General features: G+C 63.7%; 24 protein-coding genes. 12 read left to right on the top strand and 12 right to left on the bottom strand.

Going from position 1 to position 21942, the window contains the following annotated elements:
- The first annotated feature begins 152 nt into the window (after positions 1 to 152).
- The 7 genes from H3221_RS03290 (at position 153) to H3221_RS03260 (ending at position 9477) form a co-directional block, all read left to right on the top strand.
- Positions 153 to 3740 (top strand): DUF2339 domain-containing protein, encoded by a 3588-nt coding sequence (locus tag H3221_RS03290; RefSeq protein WP_196475539.1) that lies wholly within the window; start codon positions 153 to 155, stop codon positions 3738 to 3740.
- Positions 3737 to 5080 (top strand): DUF3999 domain-containing protein, encoded by a 1344-nt coding sequence (locus H3221_RS03285; protein WP_196475540.1) that lies wholly within the window; start codon positions 3737 to 3739, stop codon positions 5078 to 5080. Before H3221_RS03290 ends, H3221_RS03285 begins: the two co-directional genes overlap by 4 nt.
- A 178-nt stretch (positions 5081 to 5258) precedes the next feature.
- The gene (locus tag H3221_RS03280; RefSeq protein WP_196475541.1) at positions 5259 to 6959 is read left to right on the top strand and encodes a histidine kinase N-terminal 7TM domain-containing diguanylate cyclase; all 1701 of its coding nucleotides are present in this window, start codon (positions 5259 to 5261) and stop codon (positions 6957 to 6959) included.
- A 35-nt stretch (positions 6960 to 6994) separates the two neighbouring features.
- Positions 6995 to 8002 (top strand): class 1 fructose-bisphosphatase, encoded by a 1008-nt coding sequence (locus H3221_RS03275; RefSeq protein WP_192980300.1) that lies wholly within the window; start codon positions 6995 to 6997, stop codon positions 8000 to 8002.
- A complete protein-coding gene (locus H3221_RS03270; RefSeq protein WP_196475542.1) occupies positions 8002 to 8601 on the top strand; it encodes a DUF924 family protein in 600 nt (199 codons plus the stop codon). The genes H3221_RS03275 and H3221_RS03270 overlap by 1 nt, the downstream gene beginning before the upstream one ends.
- 69 nt (positions 8602 to 8670) lie before the next feature.
- Positions 8671 to 8922: an outer membrane protein assembly factor BamE domain-containing protein gene (bamE, locus tag H3221_RS03265; RefSeq protein WP_196475543.1), complete on the top strand. Its 252-nt coding sequence runs from the start codon at positions 8671 to 8673 to the stop codon at positions 8920 to 8922.
- Positions 8923 to 8934: 12 nt separating this feature from the next.
- Entirely contained in the window at positions 8935 to 9477 is a 543-nt protein-coding gene (locus H3221_RS03260) for a lipocalin family protein (RefSeq protein WP_196475544.1), read from the top strand.
- Positions 9478 to 9548: 71 nt separating this feature from the next.
- Here H3221_RS03260 and H3221_RS03255 read toward each other — a convergent pair whose 3' ends face one another.
- Entirely contained in the window at positions 9549 to 9986 is a 438-nt protein-coding gene (locus H3221_RS03255; protein ID WP_196475545.1) for a hypothetical protein, read from the bottom strand.
- 78 nt (positions 9987 to 10064) lie between these two features.
- Between H3221_RS03255 and pip the strand changes: the two genes are divergently transcribed.
- Positions 10065 to 11036: a prolyl aminopeptidase gene (pip, locus tag H3221_RS03250; protein ID WP_196475546.1), complete on the top strand. Its 972-nt coding sequence runs from the start codon at positions 10065 to 10067 to the stop codon at positions 11034 to 11036.
- Positions 11033 to 11470 carry a D-aminoacyl-tRNA deacylase gene (dtd, locus tag H3221_RS03245; protein WP_196475547.1) on the top strand — a complete coding sequence of 146 codons (438 nt, stop codon included), beginning with the start codon at positions 11033 to 11035 and terminating at the stop codon, positions 11468 to 11470. Before pip ends, dtd begins: the two co-directional genes overlap by 4 nt.
- Positions 11471 to 11655: 185 nt before the next feature.
- On the opposite strand, the gene H3221_RS03240 is transcribed toward dtd, so the two are convergent.
- From H3221_RS03240 to ubiE, 9 genes are all read right to left on the bottom strand, one after another.
- Positions 11656 to 12366, bottom strand: coding sequence for a 16S rRNA (uracil(1498)-N(3))-methyltransferase (locus H3221_RS03240; RefSeq protein ID WP_196475548.1), 711 nt, complete (start codon positions 12364 to 12366; stop codon positions 11656 to 11658).
- On the bottom strand, positions 12363 to 13157 hold the full coding sequence (gene tatC, locus H3221_RS03235; RefSeq protein ID WP_196475549.1) for a twin-arginine translocase subunit TatC: 795 nt from the start codon (positions 13155 to 13157) through the stop codon (positions 12363 to 12365). Before tatC ends, H3221_RS03240 begins: the two co-directional genes overlap by 4 nt.
- The gene (gene tatB / locus H3221_RS03230) at positions 13154 to 13498 is read right to left on the bottom strand and encodes a Sec-independent protein translocase protein TatB (protein ID WP_196475550.1); all 345 of its coding nucleotides are present in this window, start codon (positions 13496 to 13498) and stop codon (positions 13154 to 13156) included. The genes tatC and tatB overlap by 4 nt, the downstream gene beginning before the upstream one ends.
- A 3-nt stretch (positions 13499 to 13501) precedes the next feature.
- On the bottom strand, positions 13502 to 13735 hold the full coding sequence (tatA, locus tag H3221_RS03225; RefSeq protein WP_011920744.1) for a twin-arginine translocase TatA/TatE family subunit: 234 nt from the start codon (positions 13733 to 13735) through the stop codon (positions 13502 to 13504).
- Positions 13736 to 13758: 23 nt separating this feature from the next.
- A complete protein-coding gene (locus H3221_RS03220; protein ID WP_196475551.1) occupies positions 13759 to 14094 on the bottom strand; it encodes a phosphoribosyl-ATP diphosphatase in 336 nt (111 codons plus the stop codon).
- Complete coding sequence (gene hisI, locus H3221_RS03215; protein ID WP_160019082.1) at positions 14087 to 14485, bottom strand: phosphoribosyl-AMP cyclohydrolase; 399 nt, start codon at positions 14483 to 14485, stop codon at positions 14087 to 14089. The genes H3221_RS03220 and hisI overlap by 8 nt, the downstream gene beginning before the upstream one ends.
- Positions 14486 to 14558: 73 nt before the next feature.
- Positions 14559 to 16142 (bottom strand): ubiquinone biosynthesis regulatory protein kinase UbiB, encoded by a 1584-nt coding sequence (gene ubiB, locus H3221_RS03210; RefSeq protein ID WP_224490461.1) that lies wholly within the window; start codon positions 16140 to 16142, stop codon positions 14559 to 14561.
- Positions 16139 to 16756 (bottom strand): ubiquinone biosynthesis accessory factor UbiJ, encoded by a 618-nt coding sequence (locus tag H3221_RS03205; RefSeq protein ID WP_196476851.1) that lies wholly within the window; start codon positions 16754 to 16756, stop codon positions 16139 to 16141. Before H3221_RS03205 ends, ubiB begins: the two co-directional genes overlap by 4 nt.
- Complete coding sequence (gene ubiE / locus H3221_RS03200; protein ID WP_196476850.1) at positions 16756 to 17526, bottom strand: bifunctional demethylmenaquinone methyltransferase/2-methoxy-6-polyprenyl-1,4-benzoquinol methylase UbiE; 771 nt, start codon at positions 17524 to 17526, stop codon at positions 16756 to 16758. The genes H3221_RS03205 and ubiE overlap by 1 nt, the downstream gene beginning before the upstream one ends.
- A 146-nt stretch (positions 17527 to 17672) precedes the next feature.
- Here ubiE and H3221_RS03195 point away from each other — a divergent pair, with 146 nt between their 5' ends.
- From H3221_RS03195 to H3221_RS03185, 3 genes are all read left to right on the top strand, one after another.
- Positions 17673 to 17948: a polyhydroxyalkanoic acid system family protein gene (locus tag H3221_RS03195; protein ID WP_017678522.1), complete on the top strand. Its 276-nt coding sequence runs from the start codon at positions 17673 to 17675 to the stop codon at positions 17946 to 17948.
- Positions 17949 to 18131: 183 nt separating this feature from the next.
- Positions 18132 to 18578, top strand: coding sequence for a phasin family protein (locus H3221_RS03190; protein ID WP_074676438.1), 447 nt, complete (start codon positions 18132 to 18134; stop codon positions 18576 to 18578).
- A gap of 10 nt (positions 18579 to 18588) precedes the next feature.
- Positions 18589 to 19443, top strand: coding sequence for a phasin family protein (locus H3221_RS03185; RefSeq protein WP_196476849.1), 855 nt, complete (start codon positions 18589 to 18591; stop codon positions 19441 to 19443).
- A gap of 89 nt (positions 19444 to 19532) precedes the next feature.
- Here the strand turns inward: H3221_RS03185 and H3221_RS03180 are convergent, their stop codons facing one another.
- Both H3221_RS03180 and H3221_RS03175 read right to left on the bottom strand, forming a co-directional pair.
- On the bottom strand, positions 19533 to 20147 hold the full coding sequence (locus tag H3221_RS03180; protein WP_196476848.1) for a TetR/AcrR family transcriptional regulator: 615 nt from the start codon (positions 20145 to 20147) through the stop codon (positions 19533 to 19535).
- 157 nt (positions 20148 to 20304) lie between these two features.
- On the bottom strand, positions 20305 to 21876 hold the full coding sequence (locus H3221_RS03175) for an MFS transporter (protein ID WP_196476847.1): 1572 nt from the start codon (positions 21874 to 21876) through the stop codon (positions 20305 to 20307).
- Between the last annotated feature and the right edge of the window lie 66 nt (positions 21877 to 21942).

The raw sequence follows: 21942 nt of genomic DNA, 5'->3' as shown, positions 1-21942 counted from the left end.
GTGAAGCACCGGCTGGCGGCTGATCGTTTTCCGTTGTGCCTGTGAACAGCTTGGCAGTCGTCTCTCTGGGGACGACTCCTATACTGTGGCTCGTCTCGGGCGGCCTGCTAGGAACGCGAGGCGACCTCTTTCTCAAGGTTGGGACATAACGCATGCAATGGATCTTCATGCTGGTCGGTTTGGTGCTCGGTGTGGGCGCCAGCGAATCGGTCACGGGTGCGCTTCTGGGCGGTCTGATCGGCCTCAGTCTGGGCCAGGCGCTACGTCTGCAGGGTCTGGAGACGCGTAACGCGCAATTGGCTGCGCAGCTCAAGGACTTCGCTGAACGTTTTGATCGCGGAACTCGCGCCATCCACGAACGCCTGGTCAAGGTCGAGCATGGCGAGCCGGAATCTGTCCCTGTCGAACCCGTCTCTAGCCCAGTGTCTGAGCCGTCCGTTGCTGAAGAGCCGCAGCAGCCGCAGCCCGAACTGGACTGGACGCTTGATCCGCTGCCGGACGTCGAAACATCGCAGCCTGTCGATGAACCTGCGCCACTGGCCGCACAGGTCGCTCACCAGCCCCAACCGGCACCACAACAAAGCCCCTGGCGTGAGCAACCACCGCGCGAGCCGAATCTGATTGAGCGTGGTATCGCTGCCGCCAAGGCCTGGTTGTTTGGCGGTAACACCGTACTGCGGGTTGGCGTGGTGCTGCTGTTCCTTGGTCTGGCCTTCCTCCTGCGTTACGCCACCGAAGGTGTCGAGGTGCCGGTGGAGCTGCGCTACATGGGCGTTGCGGCCAGTGCACTGGCGTTGCTTGGCCTTGGCTGGTGGCTGCGCCGGCGCAACCGCAGCTATGCTCTGGTGCTGCAGGGCACCGGCATCGCCGTGCTGTATCTGACGGTGTTCGCTGCCATGCGCCTGCATCCGTTGTTGGACCCTGGCATGGCCCTCGGCCTGCTGGTGGCGGTGACGCTGTTCTCGGCCATCCTTGCCGTGCAGCAGAACGCGCTTGGCCTGGCGGCTGCTGCGGCGCTGGGCGGCTTCGCTGCGCCAATCCTCACCTCCACCGGTAGCGGCAATCATGTCGCGCTGTTTTCCTACTTCGCTCTGCTCAATGCCGGCATCTTCGCCATCGCCTGGTTCAAGGCCTGGCGGCTGCTCAACCTGATCGGCTTCGTCGGCACCTTCGGCATCGGTTTCGCGTGGGGGCTGCGTTCCTACACGCCGGAACTGCTGGGCAGCACTCAGCCATTCCTGATCCTGTTCTTCCTGATGTACGTGGCCATCGGCCTGCTTTTCGCTCGCCGCACCCTGCGCGACGCAGCGGATGCGCCTGAGGCGCGTGACGAATTGCTGCGTTGGTCCCTGCGCCGTGGCGACTACGTCGATGCCACCACGTTGTTCGGTCCGCCGCTGATCGGGTTCGGTCTGCAAGTCGCATTGGTTCGACATATCGAGTTCGCCGCGGCGTTCAGCGCCCTGGGGCTGGGCCTGTTCTATCTGCTGCTGGTACGGGTGCTCAAGGCGCGTGCTGGCGACCGCGCACTGTTGCTGGTGGAAACCTGCCTGGCGCTCGGCGTGGTGTTCGCCAGCCTGGCCATTCCGCTCGGCCTGGATGCGCGCTGGACGGCAGCGGCCTGGGCCGTGGAAGGCGCCGGCATCTTCTGGTTGGGCCTGCGTCAGGGGCGGCCGCTGGCGCGTGCGTTCGCGTTGTTGCTACAGGTGGGCGCGGCGTTGGCGTTCGTCAGTGGTCTGGATCATGGCGACGGCAGCCTGCTTGACGGTGCGCCCCTGGGCGCGTTGATGCTCGGCGTAGCGCTGCTGTTCAGCTACTGGCAATTGCGCTCGATGCCCGAAGCGGCGAACGCCAGGGAGAATCGCCTGCTGCCTTGGCTGGGCCTGGCCGGGTTGGCGTTCATCTATCTGATTGCGCCGCTGCTGTTCGCTGCGCCGGGTACGGCCATCGCCTGGGCGCTGGCCGGGCTGGCGACCCTGTTCGTCGGCCTGCGTATCGCCGCGCCAAGCTTCGTCTACAGCGCCTTCGCCATCCAGTTGCTCGGCGGCTTGCTGTTCCTCGGGCAGATGGCGCTGGATTCGCTGTTCGGGCGTGGTGGTTTCAGCACCGGTTGGTTCGGCCTGCTGGCGGCGTCGATGGTCGGTCTGGGGCTGATCGCCGGCATGCTGCTGGCGGCACGTGATCCGCAGATCCGCGAGAACCGTCGGCTGCTCGGCGTATTGTCGATGGTCATGCTGGTTGGGCTGGTGTTCATCAATCTGGCGGTGCTGTTCGTGCTGCCCTGGGTGGCGGCTGCGGCAGTGTGGGGCGGGACGGGGTTGCTGATTCTGTGGCTGGCGCTGTATCTGCGGCAGCGCGCGGCTTTCCTGTTCAGCCTGACGCTGCAGGTATTCGCCGGCCTGGCTTTCCTCGCGGCCGGGCCGTTACTGCTGTCGGGCATCAGTGGCGAAGGCCTGTCGCCGCTGGCGCACACGGGCTTCTGGACGCCCGCCGTACTTGGTCTGGCTGCGCAGGTTGGCGCCTGGCGCCTGCACAGCCTGGCGCGCAGCGGACGGGACACCGGCCTCGATGGCGTCAGTCTGCAGCGTCTGGGCCAGTTGCTGCTGGCCTGGGGCGCCGCCTGGTGGGCCCTGGCACTGGCCTGTGAAGTGATGCGCTTCGTGACTGTAGATAGGCAGGCCAGCGTGTTGCTGGTAATGGCAGCGCTGTCGGCTCTGATCTGGATGCTGCTGGCGTTGCGCACCCGCTGGAGCGAGTTGGCCACGCTGTGCAGCCTGCTGGCGCCGGTGGCAGGGTTGATCCTGATCCATGCCTGGCATTCCTTCTACCATCCAGCTGCGCACTTCGGCTGGGTGGGCTGGGCTGCCGTGATCGCAGTGCATCTGCTTATTCTGCGGTCCCTGGTCGATCTGCTGCCGCGTAGAGCAGTCAGCGTCGCCCATGTGCTCGGTTGCTGGCTGCTGCTCGGCGTGCTGGCGCTGGAGCTGCGTTATCTGCTGCTGAGCCTGTCCGATCACTACAACGCCTGGCGCTGGCTGGGTTGGGCGCTGCTGCCGACCGCCTATCTATGGTTGATGGCGCAGGGTCGCCGCCTGCCCTGGCCGGTGGCCAGCTTCGAGCGCGAGTACCGGCTGTGGGCGGCGGCGCCCCTGGCCGTATTGATGCTCGCCTGGTTCTGGCTGGCCAACGCCAATAGCGCCGGCGACAGTGATCCGCTGCCGTATCTGCCGCTGTTCAACCCACTGGAGTTGGGTTTGCTGCTGTGCCTGGGCGCGCTGTTCGTCTGGGCGCGCGATGCCCTGCCGCGCTTCGGCCTGGCGCCGGTGCGGGCGATGCCGGTGGTGCAGGGCGTGGCAGGTGTTTCGCTGTTCGCCCTGCTGACGGTGATGGTGATGCGTACCGTGCACCACTGGGGCGGCGTGCCCTGGCAGACGTCGGCATTGTTCGACTCGATGCTGGTGCAGGCTGGCTGGTCCATCGTCTGGACGCTGATCGCCCTGGCGCTGATGCTGTTCGGCCATTTGCGCGGGCGTCGTGAACTGTGGCTGGTCGGCGCCGCACTGATCGCCCTGGTAGTGGCCAAGTTGTTCTTCGTCGAGCTGGGCAACCGGGGCGGCCTGGAACGCATCGTCTCGTTCATCGGCGTCGGTGTGCTGCTGTTGGTGGTGGGCTATTTCGCCCCGCTACCGCCGCGCAAGGACGAAGAACGGGCTGCTGACGAACAGGAGTCTGCCGTATGAACCTTATCCGTTGGGGCCTGCTCCTGGGCCTCTCGCTGAGTATGCTCAGCCAGGCCAGCGAGAAACCTCAGGACTATCGGCACAGCGCTGCCCTGCAACTCGCCGGCGAGGGCCCCTGGTATCGCCTGGAGTTGCCCTTCGCCGCTCACCTCGCCGCCGGGCATGGTGATTTGCGTGATCTGCGCGTATTCGACAGCAACGGCCAGATGCAGGCCTATGCGCTGATTCCGGGTCGCAGCGAGAGCGTGCAGCAGGAACAGGAGCATGGCGTGCGTTGGTTCCCGTTGAGGGGCCGCGTCGATGCCCAGGAAATGCCCGCGCTACGTGTCGAGCGCAGCACCACTGGCACGCTGATCGAGCTGCGCGGCGAGGCGCCGGCCGAAAGCGAGCAGCAACTGCGGGGCTGGTTGCTCGATGCCAGTGCCATCGACGCGCCGTTGGTGCGTCTGAACCTGGACTGGAGCGGGGCAGAGGACGGGTTTCAGCGCTTCAGTATCGAGGCCAGTGACGATCTGCAGCACTGGCGCAGTTGGGGGGAAGGGCAGATGGCGCGCCTGAGCTTCGCCGACGAGCGCATCGATCAGCGCCGGGTCGAACTGCCCGGCCAGCGTGCCCGTTATCTGCGCCTGCTGTGGAGCAACCCCTTACAGGCCCCGCAACTGCAGGCCGTTACCCTGCGCAGTCAGCGGCTGACTCATCAGGCGGCGCCTCTGGTGTGGTCAGAGCCCCTGTCGGCGCAGACCAGTGTTGAGGGGCAGTATCAGTGGCAGTTGCCCCTGTCCCTGCCTCTGGAGCGACTGCGCGTCGAGCTGGAACAGAGCAACACGCTGGCGCCACTGCGCTTCGAGGCGCGCAGCAGTGATCAGGGCGCCTGGCGACAGCTGGTCAGCGGGGTTCTCTACCGCCTGCCCGAGGCCGGCCGCGAAGTGGTGAACGATGCGTTGACGCTGCCCGGTTGGCCAGTGCGACAGCTGCGTATGCAGGTGGATGCGCGTGGCGGCGGCCTGGGCGGGGATATGCCGCGCATGCAGGTCGCACTCCGCGCGACGCAGTTGGTATTTCTCGCCCGTGGCGAGCCGCCTTATCGGCTGGCGCTGGGTAACCCGAATGCACCGTCGGCAGCATTGCCGCTGCACACCCTGATCCCCGGCTATCAAGCGGAAAGACTCGCCATTCTTGGTCGTGCCGAGTTGGCCGAGCCGCTTGCTGCTTCGGTCGAATCCCAAGCCGGCCCCAGTCAGGACTGGCAGCGTTGGGGACTCTGGGCTGTACTGCTGGTGGGCGTTGGGTTGCTGGCCGCGATGGCCGCCAGTGTGCTGCGTCGCCCGCCAGACGCCTGAGCGGCATGGACCAACAAGCGGCAGGGCTTTTGCAGTATCTTAGGCACCCCGCGCCAATCCAGCATGGAAGGTCAGGAAGGCCCTTGCGTATTTCGATTCGCGTCATTGTCCAGCCGCCTCGCGTCGCTTGCGCATGCGACTCACGCACTGCTTCGTCGGGAATGCGGAGGCGTCGCTGATGCAGGCCTGCATGGCTTCCGGCTGGAGTTTCTCGGCGCCGGTGCTGGTGACGCTGCTGGTGTGCCTCGGCGTGATCCTGCTGGCGCACTGGGTGACCCGCCAGCGCGACTTTCCCGGACGTGACAGTTTCATCCTGCTGCATCTGGCCAGCCTCTGGTGGATGGTGGCTGCGGCGCTGGAAATGACCTTCCTCAGTGCCGACTGCAAGATGTTCTGGGCCAGCATGGCCTGGCCCGGCATCGTTTCCACGCCCACGTTCTGGGCCGTCTTCCTCTGGCAATACGTCAACAGCATGCGCGCGCCTCTGGCACGCAGCAGCATCCTCGGGTTGAGCCTGGTGCCGCTGCTGGTCTGGGGACTGGCGCTGAGCAACCCCTGGCATGGTCTGTTCTACGGGGCCGGTAGTGCGCCGGTCGACGCCAGCCTGGGTGCGCCGGTGCGCTACGAGCATGGCCCGCTGTTCTACGCGACTGCCGTCTACGTCTACCTGTTCATGGCCTTCTGCATGGGCGTGGTGACGCGCGCCGCGGCGCTGAGCCAGGGACTGCATCGCCGCCATTATCTGGGCTTCGTGCTGGTCACCGCAGTGCCCTGGGTGGCCAATGTCGGTTATGTGGGGGTCGGCTGGACGCTGTTCGGCTTCGACCCGACGCCCTTCAGTTTCGCATTCACCCTGGTGGCGTTCTCCTGGTTGATCGTCGGGGTGCGCCTGTTCGACCTGTTGCCGGTGGCCCGTCATCTGCTGCTCGAAGCCTTGCTCGATCCGGTGCTGGTGATCGACCCGCGTGGGCGTGTGATCGAGGCCAACCCGGCGGCACTGAAACTGGCAGGCCTGCAATCGGGATGGCAAGGCACCGAGTTGGGGCATTGGCCGGTTTTCGGCGCCGATCTGCAGCAGTTGCTGCAAGAGCACAAGGGCTCCGAGCAGGACCTGCCGTTGACGCTGACCAGCGCCGCGCGCTACTACGAGGTGCGTGTGCGCGCCATCCAGCGCGCCAGCCGCCATGGTCCGACCCTGCTGGGCCATATGCTCTACATCCGTGACGTGACCCAGCGCCACCTCAGTGAACTCAAGCTGGCTGAAGCGCTGGCGCTGAGTGAGGAGCGTCTGCGCACCATCTCCAGCCTGCACGAGCAACTGCGCGAGCAGGCTTTGTGTGATCCGCTGACCGGGTTGTACAACCGCCGTTATCTGGATGAGTTCTTCGAGCGCGAACTGGCCAGGACGCAGCGCGAGAACCTGCCATTGGCGCTGGCCCTGATCGATCTCGATCACTTCAAGCGCCTCAACGACGAATGCGGCCACCTGGTCGGCGACGACGTACTCAAGGCCGTCGCGCAGCACCTGCTGGATAACCTGCGCAGCACCGATGCGGTGTTTCGTATCGGCGGCGAAGAGTTTCTGCTGATCTTGCCGGGCGCCGATCCGCGCGAGGCCAGCGAACGTCTGCAAAGCATCTGCGCGCAACTGGCGACTCAGGATGTCGCCACCCGTGGCGGCGACCAGCGTGTGACCCTGTCTGCCGGCCTGGCCCATTGGCCTGAGCAGGGGCAGGCACTCGATGAGCTGCTGCAGGCGGCTGACGCTGCGCTTTACCAGGCCAAGCGCGACGGGCGCAATCGCGTTTGCGGGCCGCTGGCAGGCGCCGATCTCAGCCATCCATCCCGGCAGGCAGCATTGCGCGGCGACTCGGGTTAAACTGCGCGCGATTTTTCCCCTTTCCGGAGCCGTCCATGTCCCGCGTCACCCTGAGCCGCTACCTGATCGAGCAGACTCGCAGCCACAATACCCCGGCCGACCTGCGCTTCCTTATCGAAGTCGTGGCGCGGGCCTGTAAGGCGATCAGCCACCAGGTCTCCAAGGGCGCCCTTGGCGGCGTGCTGGGCAGCCTGGACAGCGAAAACGTGCAGGGCGAAGTGCAGAAGAAACTCGACGTGATCTCCAACGAGATCCTGCTCGAAGCCAACGAGTGGGGCGGTCACCTGGCCGGCATGGCGTCCGAGGAAATGGACAACGCCTACCAGATCCCCGGCAAGTATCCGAAAGGCGCTTATCTCTTGGTATTCGACCCGCTGGATGGCTCCAGCAATATCGACGTCAACGTCTCGGTCGGCACCATCTTCTCGGTGCTGCGCAGCCCTGAACGTAACGGTGAAACCGGTGATCTGGGCGAAGAGGCCTTCCTCCAGCCGGGTACTCAGCAGGTCGCGGCCGGCTACGCCATCTATGGCCCGCAAACCATGCTGATGCTGACCCTTGGCGATGGCGTGAAGGGCTTCACCCTGGATCGTGAGCTGGGCAGCTTCGTGCTCACCCATGACAACATCAAGGTGCCGGAGTCCACCAAGGAATTCGCCATCAACATGTCCAACCAGCGCCACTGGGAAGCCCCGGTACAGCGCTATGTCTCCGAGTTGCTGGCCGGTGAAACCGGACCGCTGGGGCGCAACTACAACATGCGCTGGATCGCTTCGATGGTGGCCGATGTGCACCGCATTCTTACCCGTGGTGGCGTGTTCATGTACCCGCGTGATGCCCGTGAGCCGGACAAGCCGGGCAAGCTGCGTCTGATGTACGAGGCCAACCCGATGTCGATGATCATCGAACAGGCCGGTGGTGCAGCCACCGACGGCAGCCAGCGTATTCTCGATATCCAGCCCACTTCCCTGCACCAGCGCGTGCCGGTCTACCTTGGCTCCAAGGAAGAAGTGCTGCGTATCACCGCCTACCACCGCAGCTGATGCACGTCTGGCAACCGCTGCTCGATTGGTGGTTCGGTGCCGACGGCAGCGCTACCGAGGTGTCGGCCGCGCGCCATGGGTTGTGGTTCGGCAAGCGTGACAGCCAGGATCGTGAGGCCGAGGTGCGCTTCGGCGCCCTGGTCGAGCAGGCACTGGCTGGCGAGCTGCACGGCTGGGCGGACGATCCGCAAGGCTGGCTGGCGCAGCTGATCCTGCTCGATCAGCTGCCGCGCATGATCTTTCGCGATACGCCGCGGGCCTTTGCCGGCGACAGTCTGGCTCGGCCGCTATTGCGTAGTGGCCTGGATCGTGGCTGGGATCGCAGGCTGACGCCGATCCAGCGCGTCTTTGCCTATCTGGTCTTCGAGCACGCGGAAGATCTGTCGTTGCAGGACCGCGCGGTCGAGCTGTTTGCTGATCTGCTGAACGAAGCCACTGCCGCTGAGCGGCCTTTGTTCGCCAGCTTCCTCGATTTCGCCGAGCGTCATCAGCGGGTGATTGCCCGTTTCGGTCGCTTTCCTCATCGCAACGTGATTCTGGGGCGTACCTCCACTGACGAAGAGCAAGCCTTCCTGCGGGAACCCGGCTCGCGTTTCTGAACTCCAAGCGGGCAAGTCATCGCCGGCTATGCCAAGCTTGCTGGCACCTTCCCATCAGGAGTTTCATCCATGTCGATGCGTATCGTCGCGTTGCTCGCCTGTTGTCTGCTCGCCGCCTGCAGCAAGGTCAATCAGGACAACTATTCCAAGCTCAAGGCGGGCATGAGCAAGCAGGAAGTGGAAAGCCTGCTCGGTGCCCCGGGCGAGTGTGCGGGCGCACTGGGGGTGAGCAGCTGCACCTGGGGTGACGACAAGGCCTATATCAGTGTCCAGTACGCCGGGGACAAGGTCATGCTGTTCTCCGGCAAGGGACTCAAGTAAACAGGAGCTTCCATGCGTTCGATCCTAATCGCCAGCGCCATTCTCGCCCTTGCGGGCTGTGCCAACTCTGGCACCGGCAGCATCTCCAAACCGCCACCGCAGACCATGCAGGTCGACCTGCAGCGCTACCAGGGCACCTGGTACGAACTGGCACGTCTGCCCATGTTCTTCCAGCGCCACTGCGTGCAATCGGAGGCACACTACGGCCTGCGTGACGATGGTCGCATCGACGTGACCAACCGCTGTCGCGACAGGGACGGTGAGTGGATCGAGGCCAAGGGTGTGGCCGAGCCTCAGGTCGAAGGGCAAACCGACAAGCTGTGGGTGCGCTTCGACAATTGGGCCAGCAAGCTGCTGCCGATCAAGGGCGACTACTGGGTGATCTACCACGACGAGGACTATCGCGTGGCGCTGGTCGGTCACCCGGAGCACAAGTACCTGTGGCTGCTGTCACGCACCCCGGAGGTGGATCAGGAAACCCGCGACAAGCTGCTCAGCGTCGCGCGCGAGCAGGGCTACGTCACGTCCGACCTGATCTGGCGCCAGGCCGAGTGATCCAGCTCTAGCTCGGATGCAGTCCGGGGATATCTGCCCTGGATATCCCGGATTGCATCCGGGCTACGTCGTCACTCCCAGTCCAGGCGCGCCAGCTTCCATTCGTCACCGTCGAGCCACCATTCCAGCTTTACCGAGTAGTGCCGCGCGCTGTCGGGGATCAACCCCTCGGCGCCACTCAGGCCGACCTGGGCTTCGGTATAGCCCTTGCTGCTGATCGCCGCGTCGATCCAGCTGTTCTTGCCCAGTGCGATGACCTTGATGTTCTTGTGGCGCAGGAAAAGCAGGGTCATGGTGCGCTTGGCCCACTCACGGTCGAGTTCCTGGCGGGCCAGGAAGTCGCCATGCAACTGCTCCAGCACCGCACCGGTGCTCTTGGCCTCGATGTTGTCCTGCAACTGCTGAACAGCCGCCTCCAGAGCTGCCTGTGGGTCGTCGCGACCGCCGCAGCCGGCGAGCAGGAGGGTGAAGGACATGAGCAGCGACCAAGCCAGATGACGCATCGACATGCTGAACTTCCTTTTCATGGTTATGATGCCGGGCAGAGTGGAACACGGCAGTTGTAGCCCAGCCAACAGGAGCCAACCATGCAGACTTTGTACCCGGAGATCAAACCCTACGCTCGCCACGAACTGGCGGTCGAGCAGCCGCACGTACTGTACATCGACGAGAGCGGCTCTGCGGACGGGTTGCCGGTACTGTTCATTCATGGAGGTCCTGGCGCAGGCTGCGATTCAGCCAGCCGCCGCTATTTCGACCCCGCCCTGTATCGTATCGTCACCTTCGACCAGCGTGGTTGCGGTCGTTCGACGCCGCACGCGAGCCTGGAGAACAACACCACCCAGGCGCTGATCGCCGATATCGAACGTATTCGCGAACATCTGGGCATCGACAAGTTCGTGCTCTTCGGTGGCTCCTGGGGCTCGACCCTGGCGTTGGCCTATGCACAGGCGCATCCGCAGCGCGTGCATGGACTGATCCTGCGTGGCATTTTCCTGTGCCGGCCGCAGGAGTTCAGCTGGTTCTATCAGGAGGGCGCCAGTCGTCTGTTCCCCGATTACTGGGAAGATTACGTGGCGCCCATCCCGGTCGAGGAGCGTGGTGACCTGATGCAGGCCTTCTACAAACGCCTGACGGGCACCGACCAGATCGCCCAGATGCATGCGGCCAAGGCCTGGTCGACCTGGGAAGGTCGCACCGCCACCCTGCGTCCCAATACCCAGGTAGTCGATCGTTTCAGCGAGGCGCATCGGGCGCTGTCCATTGCCCGTATCGAGTGCCACTACTTCGTCAACGATGCCTTCCTTGAACCCAACCAGCTGCTTCGTGACATACCGAAGATCGCTCACTTGCCGGGCATCATCGTGCATGGCCGCTACGATGCCATCTGCCCGCTGGACAATGCCTGGGCGCTGCATCAGGCCTGGCCCAACAGCGAGCTGCAGATCATCCGTGACGCCGGGCACTCTGCAGCGGAACCCGGTATCACCGACGCGCTGATCCGCGCAGCCGAACAGATGGCCCGGCGCCTGCTCGACCTGCCGCCGGAGGATGCATGAAGCTGCTGCTCCAGCGCGTCAGCGCAGCAAGGGTGGAGGTCGAGGGTGAGGTGGTAGGCAGCGTCGATCAGGGCCTGCTGGCGCTGGTCGGCATCGAGCCGCAGGACGATCAGGCCAGCCTGTCCCGTGCCTTGCACAAGTTGTTGAACTACCGCGTATTCAGCGACGAAGCGGGCAAGATGAACCGCTCGCTGACGGACGTGCAAGGCGGGCTATTGCTGGTCTCGCAATTCACCCTGGCAGCCGACACCAAAAGCGGTATGCGCCCCAGCTTCTCCAGTGCCGCGCCACCTGCCCAGGGCGCTGCGCTGTTCGATGCGCTGGTCGAAATGGCCAAGGCCCAGCATCCGCAGGTCGCCACCGGACGCTTCGGCGCCAATATGCAGGTGCACCTGGTCAACGACGGGCCGGTTACCTTCCTATTGGAGGTGTGAGTCTGGCGTTGAGGGCGCGGCCAGTCCTGTGTTCACGGCTATCGCGGCTGAAGCCCCTCCCACAGTGTTGTGGCATGCCTGCTTTCTCCGGCGCATCCACGTTCTTGCGGGAGAGGCTTTAGCCGCAACTACCAGTCAGTGCGTAGGGTGGACAACGCGAAGCTTGTCCACCGCCCAAGGAGGCATCAGAACAGCCTGGCCAGTAACGCCGGCACTGCCGTCTCCACCCGCAGAATGCGCTCGCCAAGCTGCACCGGTTGCAGGCCTGCGGCTTCGCGCAGCAGCTCGACTTCGTAGGGAATCCAGCCGCCTTCCGGACCGATTGCCAGGGTCACCGGCTGCCCGACGGCACGCGGGCAGGCCGGGTAATCACCGGGGTGGCCGGTCAGGCCAAGCGTGCCGGCCGCCAGGGCCGGTAGGCGATCCTCGACGAAGGGCTTGAAGCGCTTCTCTATGCTCACTTCGGGCAGCACCGTGTCCCGCGCCTGTTCCAGCCCGAGGATCAGCTGCTCACGAATCGCCTCGGCCCCGAGAAACGGTGTCTGCCAGAAACTCTTCTCCACCCGGTAGCTGTTGACCAATACCAGGCGCGCTACGCCCATGGCGCTGACCGTCTGCAGCACGCGCTTGAGCATCTTTGGCCGGGGCAGGGCGAGTATCAGTGTCAGCGGTAGCTTGGCAGGTGGCGGCTGGTCGAGACTGACATGCAGTTCGGCATGTTCGGCATCCAGGGCAATCAGTCGACCTTCGCCCATCAGGCCGCCAAGATGACCGACGCGCAGGCGGTCACCGGTTTCGGCGCGATGCACTTCATGCAGATGTTTCAGGCGCCTGTCACTGAGGTGTACCCGATCGCCGTCGACGAAGTCGGCGTCCTCCAGCAGCAGCAGGTTCACGGCAGGGGTGCGGGAGGTTGGTCTTCGGGCTTGGCTTCTTCTTCGCTCTGTTCCTGATCGCGCGTGCGCTTGACCAGCGCGCCAGCCAGCACGCCTGTTTCGAACAGTAGCCACATCGGTACGGCCAACAGGGTCTGCGAGAACACGTCTGGCGGCGTCAGCACCATGCCGACCACGAAGCAACCGACTATCACATAGGGTCGGCTCTTGCGCAGGGTGGCGACATCGACAATGCCGACCCAGATAACCAGGAAGGTAGCGATAGGGATTTCGAAGGCCACGCCAAAGGCGAAGAACAGCGTCAGGACGAAATCCAGGTACTGACCGATGTCGGTCATCATCGCCACGCCTTCCGGGGTCACGCTGGCGAAGAAGCCGAACATGATCGGGAACACCACGAAGTAGGCGAAGGCCATACCGGCATAGAACAGGAAAATACTCGAAATCAGCAGCGGCACCGCGATACGCCGCTCATGGGTGTATAGCCCCGGCGCGATGAAACCCCAGATCTGGTGCAGGATCACCGGCATGCCGAGAAACAACGCACACATCAGGGTCAGCTTGAAGGGCGTCAGGAAGGGCGAGGCGACCCCTGTGGCGATCATCGTCGCGCCTTCTGGCAGATAGGCGCGTAACGGCGCAGCGACCAGAGCGTAGATATCCTGAGCGAAGTAGAACAGGCCGGCGAAGATCAGCAGGATGATCACTACGCAGCGCAACAGGCGAGTACGCAGCTCGGCCAGGTGCGAAACCAGAGGCATTTCCTGGTCGGCTTGTGGGTTATTGCTCATGGCTGGGGATTCTTGTCCTGAACACTCGGGGCCGTGTCGGCATTCGGTTTGGCGCTGTTCTCAGCTGGCGGATCGTCGCTTTTGCCGGTGCCGAGAATGTCCTGCTTCATCGCCTGCATTTCCCGCTCGAGTTCGAGAATCCGCTCGTTATGCAACTGACGGCGAATCTCGTCTGCGCCGATCTCGCGCTCTACCTCGGCCTTGATCGAGTTGAAGCTGCGCTTGATCCGGCCGATCCACAGGCTGGCCGTACGCACGGCGCCTGGCAGGCGCTCAGGGCCGAGCACCACCAAGGCCACCAGACCGACCAGCAGCAGTTCGGTAAAACCGATGTCGAACATGGCTTAGTCTTTCTTCGCTGGCTCTTCGACCTTGCGTGCCTGGGCGTCGATGGTCTGGCCCTTGGGCTCTTCGACTGCCGGTTTCTCGGCTTCGCCATTGTCCATCGATTTACGGAAGCCCTTGATCGCGTCGCCCAGATCCGAACCCAGGCTCTTCAGGCGCTTGGTGCCGAACAACATGACCACGATGAGCAGGATGATCAGGAGTTGCCAGATGCTGATACCGCCAAAACCCATGATATGTACTCCGTAATGAAGGTTTATTCGGATTGCGGTCGCGCGGCTTTTTCCGCGTGCCCGGAGAGGCCGAAACGGCGATCCAGTTCATCCAGTACAGCCTGGGGATGCTGGCCGAGGGCGGCGAGCATGACCAGGCTATGGAACCACAGGTCGGCGGTTTCGTAGATCAGGTCCTTGCAGTCACCGCTGGCGGCGGCGTCCTTGGCGGCGAGGATGGTTTCCACCGATTCCTCGCCGACCTTTTCCAGAATCTTGTTCAGACCCTTGTGATACAGGCTGGCGACGTAGGAGGTGTCGGCTGCTGCGCCCTTGCGCGATTCCAGCACCTCGGCCAGGCGACTCAGGGTGTCACTCATGGCTGTGTCCTGCATAGATGGCGTGCGGATCTTTCAGCACCGCGTCGACGGTTTTCCAGCCGCCATTCTCGTATACCCGATAGAAGCAGCTTTCGCGACCGGTGTGGCAAGCGATGCCGCCCAGCTGTTCGACCATCAGCACGATGACATCGGCGTCGCAATCCAGCCGCAGCTCGTGCAGTTTTTGCACATGGCCGGATTCCTCACCCTTGCGCCATAGCTTGCCACGCGAGCGCGACCAGTAGATGGCGCGTTGTTCGCGGGCGGTGAGGGCGAGGGATTCGCGGTTCATCCAGGCCATCATCAGGATGCGGCCGCTCTGGTGGTCCTGGGCGATGGCCGGCACCAGGCCGTCTTCGTTCCAGTGGATTTCATCGAGCCAATCGTTCATCGGTATTCCGTGTCTGTTTCGCCGGGTCGCGGCCCGTGAATTCACCAAGTGTGCCAGTGCCGCAGCCAACTGGCTATCGGCGCAGCACCAGATAGAGTCCGCCGCCGACCATCAGCCAGGCTGGCCAGGTGGCCAGCAGGGGGGCCAGGCCTTGCATGGCCCCGGCGCCGATCAGTGCCGCACCAAGCAGGCGCAGCGTCCAGTGGTCGCGCGGTGTGCTGGTCCGGACCTGTACTGGCTGTTGCAGACGCTCCAGAGTGTCGCGGGCGATCTGTGACAGGTGCGGCACCTGCTCGGCTTGTTGCTGCAGGTTACGCAGCAGATGCAGCGGACTGATGCGTTCACGCATCCAGCGTTCGAGGAAGGGCTGCGCGGTGCTCCACAGATCCAGATCGGGGTAGAGCTGGCGGCCCAGGCCTTCGATGTTGAGCAGGGTCTTCTGCAGCAGTACCAGTTGTGGCTGCACTTCCATATTGAAACGCCGGGCGGTCTGGAACAGGCGCAGCAGCAACTGGCCGAAGGAAATGTCCTTCAGTGGCCTCTCGAAGATCGGCTCGCAGACGGTGCGGATAGCCGCCTCGAACTCGTTGACCTTGGTGTCGGCCGGGACCCAGCCCGAGTCGATGTGCAATTGCGCGACCTTGCGATAGTCGCGCTTGAAGAAGGCGATCAGGTTGCGCGCCAGGTAATCCTGGTCCTCGTCGGTGAGGCTGCCGATGATGCCGCAGTCAATGGCGATGTACTGCGGGCTCCAGGGCGTGCGGGGGCTGACGAAGATGTTGCCGGGGTGCATGTCGGCGTGGAAGAAGCTGTCGCGGAACACCTGAGTGAAGAAGATCTCCACACCACGTTCGGCCAACAGCTTCATGTCGGTACGCTGGTCGGCCAGTGTGGCCAGGTCGGTGACCGGGATGCCGTAGATGCGCTCCATCACCAGCACCTGGTGGCGGCACAGGTCCCAGTGCACTTGCGGCACGTAGAGCAGGGGGGAGCCGTCGAAGTTACGCCGCAACTGACTGGCGTTCGCTGCTTCGCGCAGCAGGTCGAGTTCGTCGTAGATGGTTTTCTCGTAGTCGCTGACCACTTCCACCGGGCGCAGGCGGCGCGCATCAGCCGAGGCTTTTTCGGCGATGCGGGCGATCAGGAACAACCAGGCCAGGTCCTGGCGGATGACCGGTTTGAGACCGGGGCGCACCACCTTGACCACCACCTGCTCACCGCTTTTCAGCTGCGCGGCATGCACCTGAGCTACCGAGGCCGAGGCCAGCGGCTGGCTGTCGAAACGCGCAAACAGCTCGCTCACCGGGGCGCCCAGCTGGCGCTCGATCAGGGCGATGGCCTGATCTTCCGGAAAGGGCGGCACCTGATCCTGCAGGCGCGCCAGCTCATCGGCGATATCCGGTGGCAGCAGGTCGCGGCGGGTGGACAGCAGTTGGCCGAACTTGATGAAGATCGGCCCCAGGTCTTCGAGCGCCAGACGCAGGCGTGCGCCGCGTGACAGCTCCAGCGGCTTGCGTGGTAGCCAGCGCCAGGGCAGCAGGCAGGACAGCGCGCGCAGCCAGAACGGCAGCGGTAGCTCGAGGAGCATCTTGTCCAGTTGATAGCGAATGACTACGCGCTGGATGCGTAACAGGCGGCGAACGGCAAGCAGCTTCATGCGTCGGACTTATTGGCAGAAGTGAGGCGCTCGATGCGTGCTTCCAGGCGGTCGAGGGCGATTTTGAGTTGATCCAGCTCGGCGAAACGCGCATCGGCTTCGCGCTGGCCCACCAGCGTGCGTGATTCTTCGGCCAGGTAATCGGCCAGATTCTGCTTGAGGCTGGCAGCGCCGTGGCTGGCGAGATTGACCCGGCTGCGCAGGTGACCGGCGAGCAGGGTAGTGGCCACCGGGCCGAGCCAGCGAGAGATTTCGTATTCCCAGTCCAGCTCCAGATCCTGAAGGATGCCGGCCAGTTGCAGCAGCACCGCGCTGTCGCCATCGAGCGACACTTCCGGGCGGTGCAGGATGGCGGTTTTGTCGCGGCTCAGGGCCAGTCGCGCCAGGCTGGCTGCGGGGGCCGTCAGGGTGCAGTCGGCCGGGGCGTGCCACTGTGCGGCGAGTTGCAGGCCGTCGCCGCTGGGCAGGATGAACAACTCCAGCACCGGGTTCTGGCACTGCACGGCGATGACCTTGCCACTGAGTGCCTGCAGACGCGGCAAGGCTGTGCCGTCTAGGCGCAGGACGCGGTTGAGGCCAGTCTCGACGCCTGCCAGCAGGCCCGTGATGAGCATTAAGGTTTGATGCCGCGATGCAGGGCGACGATGCCGCCAGTCATGTTGTGGTAGGTGACGCGCTCAAAGCCGGCGTCGATCATCATCGCCTTGAGCGTTTCCTGATCCGGATGCATGCGGATCGACTCGGCCAGGTAGCGGTAGCTTTCCGAATCGTTTGTGATCAACTTGCCGGCCAGCGGCATGAAGCTGAACGAGTAGGTGTCGTAGACCTTGGCCAGCAGCGGGTTGCCAGGTTTGGAGAACTCCAGCACCAGCAGGCGCCCGCCGGGTTTGAGCACGCGCAGCATCGAGCGCAGGGCGTCTTCCTTGTGGGTGACGTTGCGCAGGCCGAAGGCGATGGTGACCACGTCGAAATGGTTGTCGGGGAACGGCAGCTTCTCGGCGTCGGCCTGGACGAACTGCACGTTGCCGGCCACGCCCTTGTCCAGCAGACGATCACGACCGACCTTGAGCATGGAGTCGTTGATATCGGCCAGCACCACCTGGCCGGTCGGGCCGACGATGCTGGCGAACTTGCGGGTCAGGTCTCCGGTGCCGCCAGCGATGTCCAGCACGCGGTTGCCGGTGCGCACGCCGGACAGCTCGATGGTGAAGCGCTTCCACAGGCGATGCAGGCCACCGGACAGCACGTCGTTCATCAGGTCGTACTTGGCTGCCACCGAGTGGAAGACTTCGGCTACCTTCTCCGCCTTCTGGCTTTCCGGCACATCCTGAAAACCGAAGTGGGTGGTGGGTTCCTGCTCGTGGGCCTTGCGTGGATCGCTCATGTCGCTCTCACCAGGTAAAAAACCTGTCCATTCTAAAGCCGCCTGCTGCCTTTGTCTTGCCTGGGTACCAGGTGGGTTGGCGGGCTGTTAGAGTGCTGTGACTTCATGCCGCAGTGCTGCGGCGTCTGTCTGATCGAGGAGCTGTCATGTCCCGCATTCGTGTCGAACGATCCCATTCCCTTGGCCGCGAGGCCGCGCGGGAGAAAGCCGAGCGCCTGGCCGAACGCCTGGCCAGCGAGTACGACGTGCGCTATCGCTGGAACGGCGACACCCTGGAGTTCAAGCGCAGCGGTGCCGACGGCAGCATCGCGGTGGGTGAGGACACCGTGCGTGTCGAGCTCAAGCTAGGGCTGCTGCTGTCGCCCATGGGCGGCATGATCCAGCGCGAAATCGAGCAGGTATTGGACAAGTCGCTGGCCTGAGCCTGCAGGCGGTGGATGTCGCTTTTTACATCCACCAGGTTGGTGGATCGATGAGGCGTGATCCACCGCGCTGAAGCTTGCAGCCGCTCTTAGTATGCGATTTCTAATTTTTCTCCATAGGGTGTACCCAAGCCTGCATTCCGTGGGCGTTTCCGCTAACTGTAAAAGCGCGTGAGGTGCACCATGTCGAAAGTTGCCGTGAAGAAAAAAGTAGAAGCCGTTGTCGAAGACAAAGCCGGTCTGTTCGACGACGTGAAGGGCTATGCCCGCAAGATCTACCTCGCTGGCCTGGGCGCTTACGCCAAGGCGGGTAGCGAAGGGGCCGAATACTTCAAGGAGCTGGTCAAGACCGGTGAAGGCGTCGAAAGCAAAGGCAAGAAGCTGGTCGACGAGCAGGTAGAAGCCGCCAACAGCCAGATCGAATCGGTCAAGCAGTCGGTCAACAGCAATGTCACCAGCGTTAAAGGCAAGGTCGAAGTTCAACTCGACAAGATCGAGAAGGCTTTCGATACTCGTGTGGCTTCCGCTCTGAACCGTATCGGCATTCCGTCCAAGCAGGATGTTGAAGCACTCTCTGCTAAGCTGGATGAGCTGAGCGCGTTGCTCGAGCATGTCGCGCGTACCAAATAAGGAGATCAGGATGGCTGTTAAGAAGAAAACCGAGAAACAGACCAGCTCCTGGATCGGCGAGGTCGAGAAATACTCGCGTCAGATCTGGTTGGCAGGCTTGGGCGCTTATTCCAAGGTCAGCAAGGACGGCACCAAGCTGTTCGACACGCTGGTCAAGGACGGCGAGAAGGCTGAAAAGCAGGCCAAGAGCGAAGTCGACAAGCAGGTCGATGCAGTGAAAGCCGGTGTCGGCTCCAAGGTTGGCTCTGCCAGGTCCAAGGTCGATGAAGTCCGGGGCAAGGCGATCGGCAAGTGGGGTGAGCTGGAAGAGGCTTTTGACAAGCGTCTGAACAATGCCATCTCGCGTCTGGGGGTACCCAGCCGCAATGAGGTCAAGGCGTTGAATGACAAGGTCGACAGCCTGACCAAGCAGCTGGAGAAGATCACTGGCGTATCAGCCAAGTCGGTCGCCAAGCCTGCTGCCAAACCTGCCGTGAAGGCTGCCGCCAAGCCGGCTGCGAAAGCAGCTGCCAAACCTGCTACGAAGCCGGCCGCCAAGCCTGCTGCCAAAGCTGCAGCCAAGCCCGCTGCCAAACCGGCCGCCGCGAAACCTGCAGCCGCCAAGCCGCCAGCTAAATCTGCGGCGAAACCGGCAGCCAAGGCCGCAGCGAAACCCGCTGCCAAGCCAGCGGCGGCCGCCAAGCCTGCAGCTAAGCCAGCAGCCAAGCCTGCTGCCGCGAAGAAGCCGGTTGCGAAGAAACCGGCAGCGCCCAAGGCCGCCGCGCCGAAACCAGCTGCACCAGCTCCGGCGCCTGCCGCCGCTGCGACCCCGGCCGCTGCACCGGCTCCGGCTGCCACTGCGGCAACCCCAGCCACTTCGTCCTGAGTGTTTCAGGATCAAAAACGCCCGGCCTAGTGCCGGGCGTTTTCGTTTCAGGCCGCAGGGGTGTCATGCGTACCAACCCAGGATGCGTGTCAGGCCTCCAGATAACGCTGCGCGAGGTGCTCCACGGTGCCGCGTGAGGGGTGGTTCAGGTGTGGCGCCACCAGCATCATGATCTGGTACACCACCAGGCGCACTTCACCTTCCTGGTCGAGGATGCGCTGATAGTCGAGGGAGAACAGCAGCGTCAGGGTGATCTGCTCGACCAGTTGGCCGAGCGCCTGGGTGCCGCTGTTCACTTGACCGTCGGCCATCAGGCGAGCAAGCAGGGAGGCCAGCGTGCGTTTCAGCGCGTTCAGCCAGTGGCGAATGCCGCGCGCCAGTTTTGGCAGGCGCCCGGCCAGATTGGACAGATCCTGAAAGAGAAAACGGTACTGCGACAGTCGCTCGACGATCAGGTGCAGGAACAGCCAGTAGTCTTCGACATCCAGTCGGGCTTCTGCGGGCGGGTCGAGCAAAGGCGCCATCTCGCTCTGGAAGCGTTCGAACAGCTCCAGTACCAGCGGCTCCTTGCCATGGAAGTGGTAGTAGAGATTGCCCGGGCTGATGTCCAGCTCGTTGGCAATCTCCAGGGTAGAAACGTTGGGCTCGCCCTGTTCGTTGAACAACTGCAGGGCGGCTTGCAAAATGCGCTCGCGGGTTTTCATCCGGTCTTCTTGTTTGTGGCGCGAAAGCGGTGACGATAACCGTCCGGCGCGCCCTCGACCAGCCCCTGGTTTACTGTGCCTGGGCTCAGCGGCGTTGTGTTCGGTGTGCTCGGCCAACGCCCTGCAGTGACGCACCGCTGGAACTCGCGAAGGTGCGTCATGTGTCTTTGCCGTGAGCGCCAATCGTACCGATATGCCGCAACGCCAGCGCGGCGAGGATCGCCAGGATCGCGATACCCAGAGCGCTGAGGCTGGTAGACAGGCTCAGGCCCTGGATGAAGGCGGTCCTGGCTTGCTCGAGCAAGCCTGCGGGCAAGTGCTGCGCCACCGCCAAGGATGCCCAGAGGCTGTCGCCGACTGCCCTGGCAAGCTCTTGCGGTAGCGCCGCGGGAATATGCTCGAGGATGCGCAGGCGATAGACCGTGGCGGCCAGGCTCCCGAGGGTCGCCACTCCCAGCGCTACACCCAGCTCCTGGACCATCTCGGACATCGCCGAGGCGGCGCCGGCCTTGTCCGCTGGCGCTGCCCCCACCACCAGGTCGGTGCCCAGTGCTGCGATGGTGCCCAGGCCGAAGTAGACCAGGGCAAAGCCGCCCACCAGCAGACCGATGCCGGATGCGTCCCGCACTTGCGCGAGCAACAGGTAGCCGAGTGTTGACAGTGCCAGGGCTACGGCGACGACCAGACCCGGGCGGATGTGCTGGGCGATTAGCGGTGCCACGATCCCGGCCGCAACCATGGCCAGAGCCGGTGGCGCCATCCATATACCGGCGGCCAGAGGCGAGAGCCCCAGTACCAGCTGCAGATACTGGGTGACCAGCAACATGGTGCCACCGACAGCTATCAGGCCGACCAGCAGGACGATCAGCGCGGCGCTGAATGTACGGCTGGCGAACAGTGCCATGTCCAGAAACGGTTCGGCGAGGCGCAGCTGCCGATGGACGAACAGCACTGCAAAAAACACCCCGGCAGCCATGCTCAGCAAGGGGCCGAGTTCCACGCCAACCTTGCCGAGTTCCTTCACACCGTAGATCGCCGGCAGGATGGCAGCGAGCGATAGCGCAACGCTGAGTAGATCGAAGTGGCCGCTGTGCGCCGAGCGGTACTCCGGGAGCAGTACCGGGGCCAATGCCAGCAACAGGGCAATCACCGGTAGCGCCAGGAGAAACGAGGCGCCCCACCAGAAACGCTCCAGCAGCACACCGCCTACCAGTGGCCCCACGGCCATGCCCAGCGCGAACATGGTTGCCCACACGCCGATAGCCTGGGCGCGCTGGCGAGCATCGGAGAACATGTTGCTGATCAACGCCAGGGTGGAAGGCATCAGGGTAGCCCCGGCCACGCCCAGGGCGGCGCGCGCGATGATCAACATCTCGGCACTGGTGGAATAGGCCGCCAGCAGCGAAGCGCCGGCGAACGCTGCGCCGCCTATCATCAGCAACCGTCGGCGGCCGACACGGTCGCCCAGCGTGCCCATGGTGATCAGGAAACCGGCAATCATGAAGCCGTAGATATCCATGATCCAGAGTGCCTGGGTGCTGCTGGAGTCGAGGTCCGCTGCCAGGGCCGGAAGCGCCAGGTACAAAAGAGTGACATCGAGGCCGAGCAGCATGGTGGGTAAGGCCAGCACTGCCAGTCCCAGCCACTCGCGGACTCCTGCATGGGGTGTGGCTGCGTGGCTGGCAGGCGAGTGGGGCGGCGATAGGTTTCGATTGCAGTCGAGGCTCATGTTGCCTTCTCCTCCATGATGGGAGAGGGCATTATTGGAAGGCTATTTTTGTATTACAATTTAGCA

It is taken from the genome of Pseudomonas chaetocerotis, from assembly GCF_015712105.2.
Classification (GTDB): domain Bacteria; phylum Pseudomonadota; class Gammaproteobacteria; order Pseudomonadales; family Pseudomonadaceae; genus Aquipseudomonas; species Aquipseudomonas chaetocerotis.
This window is presented reverse-complemented; position numbering and strand designations above follow the sequence as displayed.

What these genes read in the sequence shown, in the direction of transcription:
- H3221_RS03285 (WP_196475540.1), top strand. Translation starts at nt 3,737, where the DNA reads ATGAACCTTATCCGTTGGGGCCTGCTCCTGGGCCTCTCGCTGAGTATG.
- H3221_RS03180 (WP_196476848.1), bottom strand. Translation starts at nt 20,147, where the DNA reads ATGAAAACCCGCGAGCGCATTTTGCAAGCCGCCCTGCAGTTGTTCAAC.
- H3221_RS03260 (WP_196475544.1), top strand. Translation starts at nt 8,935, where the DNA reads ATGCGTTCGATCCTAATCGCCAGCGCCATTCTCGCCCTTGCGGGCTGT.
- tatA (WP_011920744.1), bottom strand. Translation starts at nt 13,735, where the DNA reads ATGGGTTTTGGCGGTATCAGCATCTGGCAACTCCTGATCATCCTGCTC.
- hisI (WP_160019082.1), bottom strand. Translation starts at nt 14,485, where the DNA reads ATGAACGATTGGCTCGATGAAATCCACTGGAACGAAGACGGCCTGGTG.
- bamE (WP_196475543.1), top strand. Translation starts at nt 8,671, where the DNA reads ATGTCGATGCGTATCGTCGCGTTGCTCGCCTGTTGTCTGCTCGCCGCC.
- H3221_RS03175 (WP_196476847.1), bottom strand. Translation starts at nt 21,876, where the DNA reads ATGAGCCTCGACTGCAATCGAAACCTATCGCCGCCCCACTCGCCTGCC.
- ubiB (WP_224490461.1), bottom strand. Translation starts at nt 16,142, where the DNA reads ATGAAGCTGCTTGCCGTTCGCCGCCTGTTACGCATCCAGCGCGTAGTC.
- H3221_RS03280 (WP_196475541.1), top strand. Translation starts at nt 5,259, where the DNA reads ATGCAGGCCTGCATGGCTTCCGGCTGGAGTTTCTCGGCGCCGGTGCTG.
- H3221_RS03290 (WP_196475539.1), top strand. Translation starts at nt 153, where the DNA reads ATGCAATGGATCTTCATGCTGGTCGGTTTGGTGCTCGGTGTGGGCGCC.
- H3221_RS03275 (WP_192980300.1), top strand. Translation starts at nt 6,995, where the DNA reads ATGTCCCGCGTCACCCTGAGCCGCTACCTGATCGAGCAGACTCGCAGC.
- pip (WP_196475546.1), top strand. Translation starts at nt 10,065, where the DNA reads ATGCAGACTTTGTACCCGGAGATCAAACCCTACGCTCGCCACGAACTG.
- tatB (WP_196475550.1), bottom strand. Translation starts at nt 13,498, where the DNA reads ATGTTCGACATCGGTTTTACCGAACTGCTGCTGGTCGGTCTGGTGGCC.
- H3221_RS03270 (WP_196475542.1), top strand. Translation starts at nt 8,002, where the DNA reads ATGCACGTCTGGCAACCGCTGCTCGATTGGTGGTTCGGTGCCGACGGC.
- H3221_RS03190 (WP_074676438.1), top strand. Translation starts at nt 18,132, where the DNA reads ATGTCGAAAGTTGCCGTGAAGAAAAAAGTAGAAGCCGTTGTCGAAGAC.
- ubiE (WP_196476850.1), bottom strand. Translation starts at nt 17,526, where the DNA reads ATGAGCGATCCACGCAAGGCCCACGAGCAGGAACCCACCACCCACTTC.
- H3221_RS03220 (WP_196475551.1), bottom strand. Translation starts at nt 14,094, where the DNA reads ATGAGTGACACCCTGAGTCGCCTGGCCGAGGTGCTGGAATCGCGCAAG.
- H3221_RS03255 (WP_196475545.1), bottom strand. Translation starts at nt 9,986, where the DNA reads ATGTCGATGCGTCATCTGGCTTGGTCGCTGCTCATGTCCTTCACCCTC.
- H3221_RS03185 (WP_196476849.1), top strand. Translation starts at nt 18,589, where the DNA reads ATGGCTGTTAAGAAGAAAACCGAGAAACAGACCAGCTCCTGGATCGGC.
- dtd (WP_196475547.1), top strand. Translation starts at nt 11,033, where the DNA reads ATGAAGCTGCTGCTCCAGCGCGTCAGCGCAGCAAGGGTGGAGGTCGAG.
- H3221_RS03205 (WP_196476851.1), bottom strand. Translation starts at nt 16,756, where the DNA reads ATGCTCATCACGGGCCTGCTGGCAGGCGTCGAGACTGGCCTCAACCGC.
- H3221_RS03195 (WP_017678522.1), top strand. Translation starts at nt 17,673, where the DNA reads ATGTCCCGCATTCGTGTCGAACGATCCCATTCCCTTGGCCGCGAGGCC.
- tatC (WP_196475549.1), bottom strand. Translation starts at nt 13,157, where the DNA reads ATGAGCAATAACCCACAAGCCGACCAGGAAATGCCTCTGGTTTCGCAC.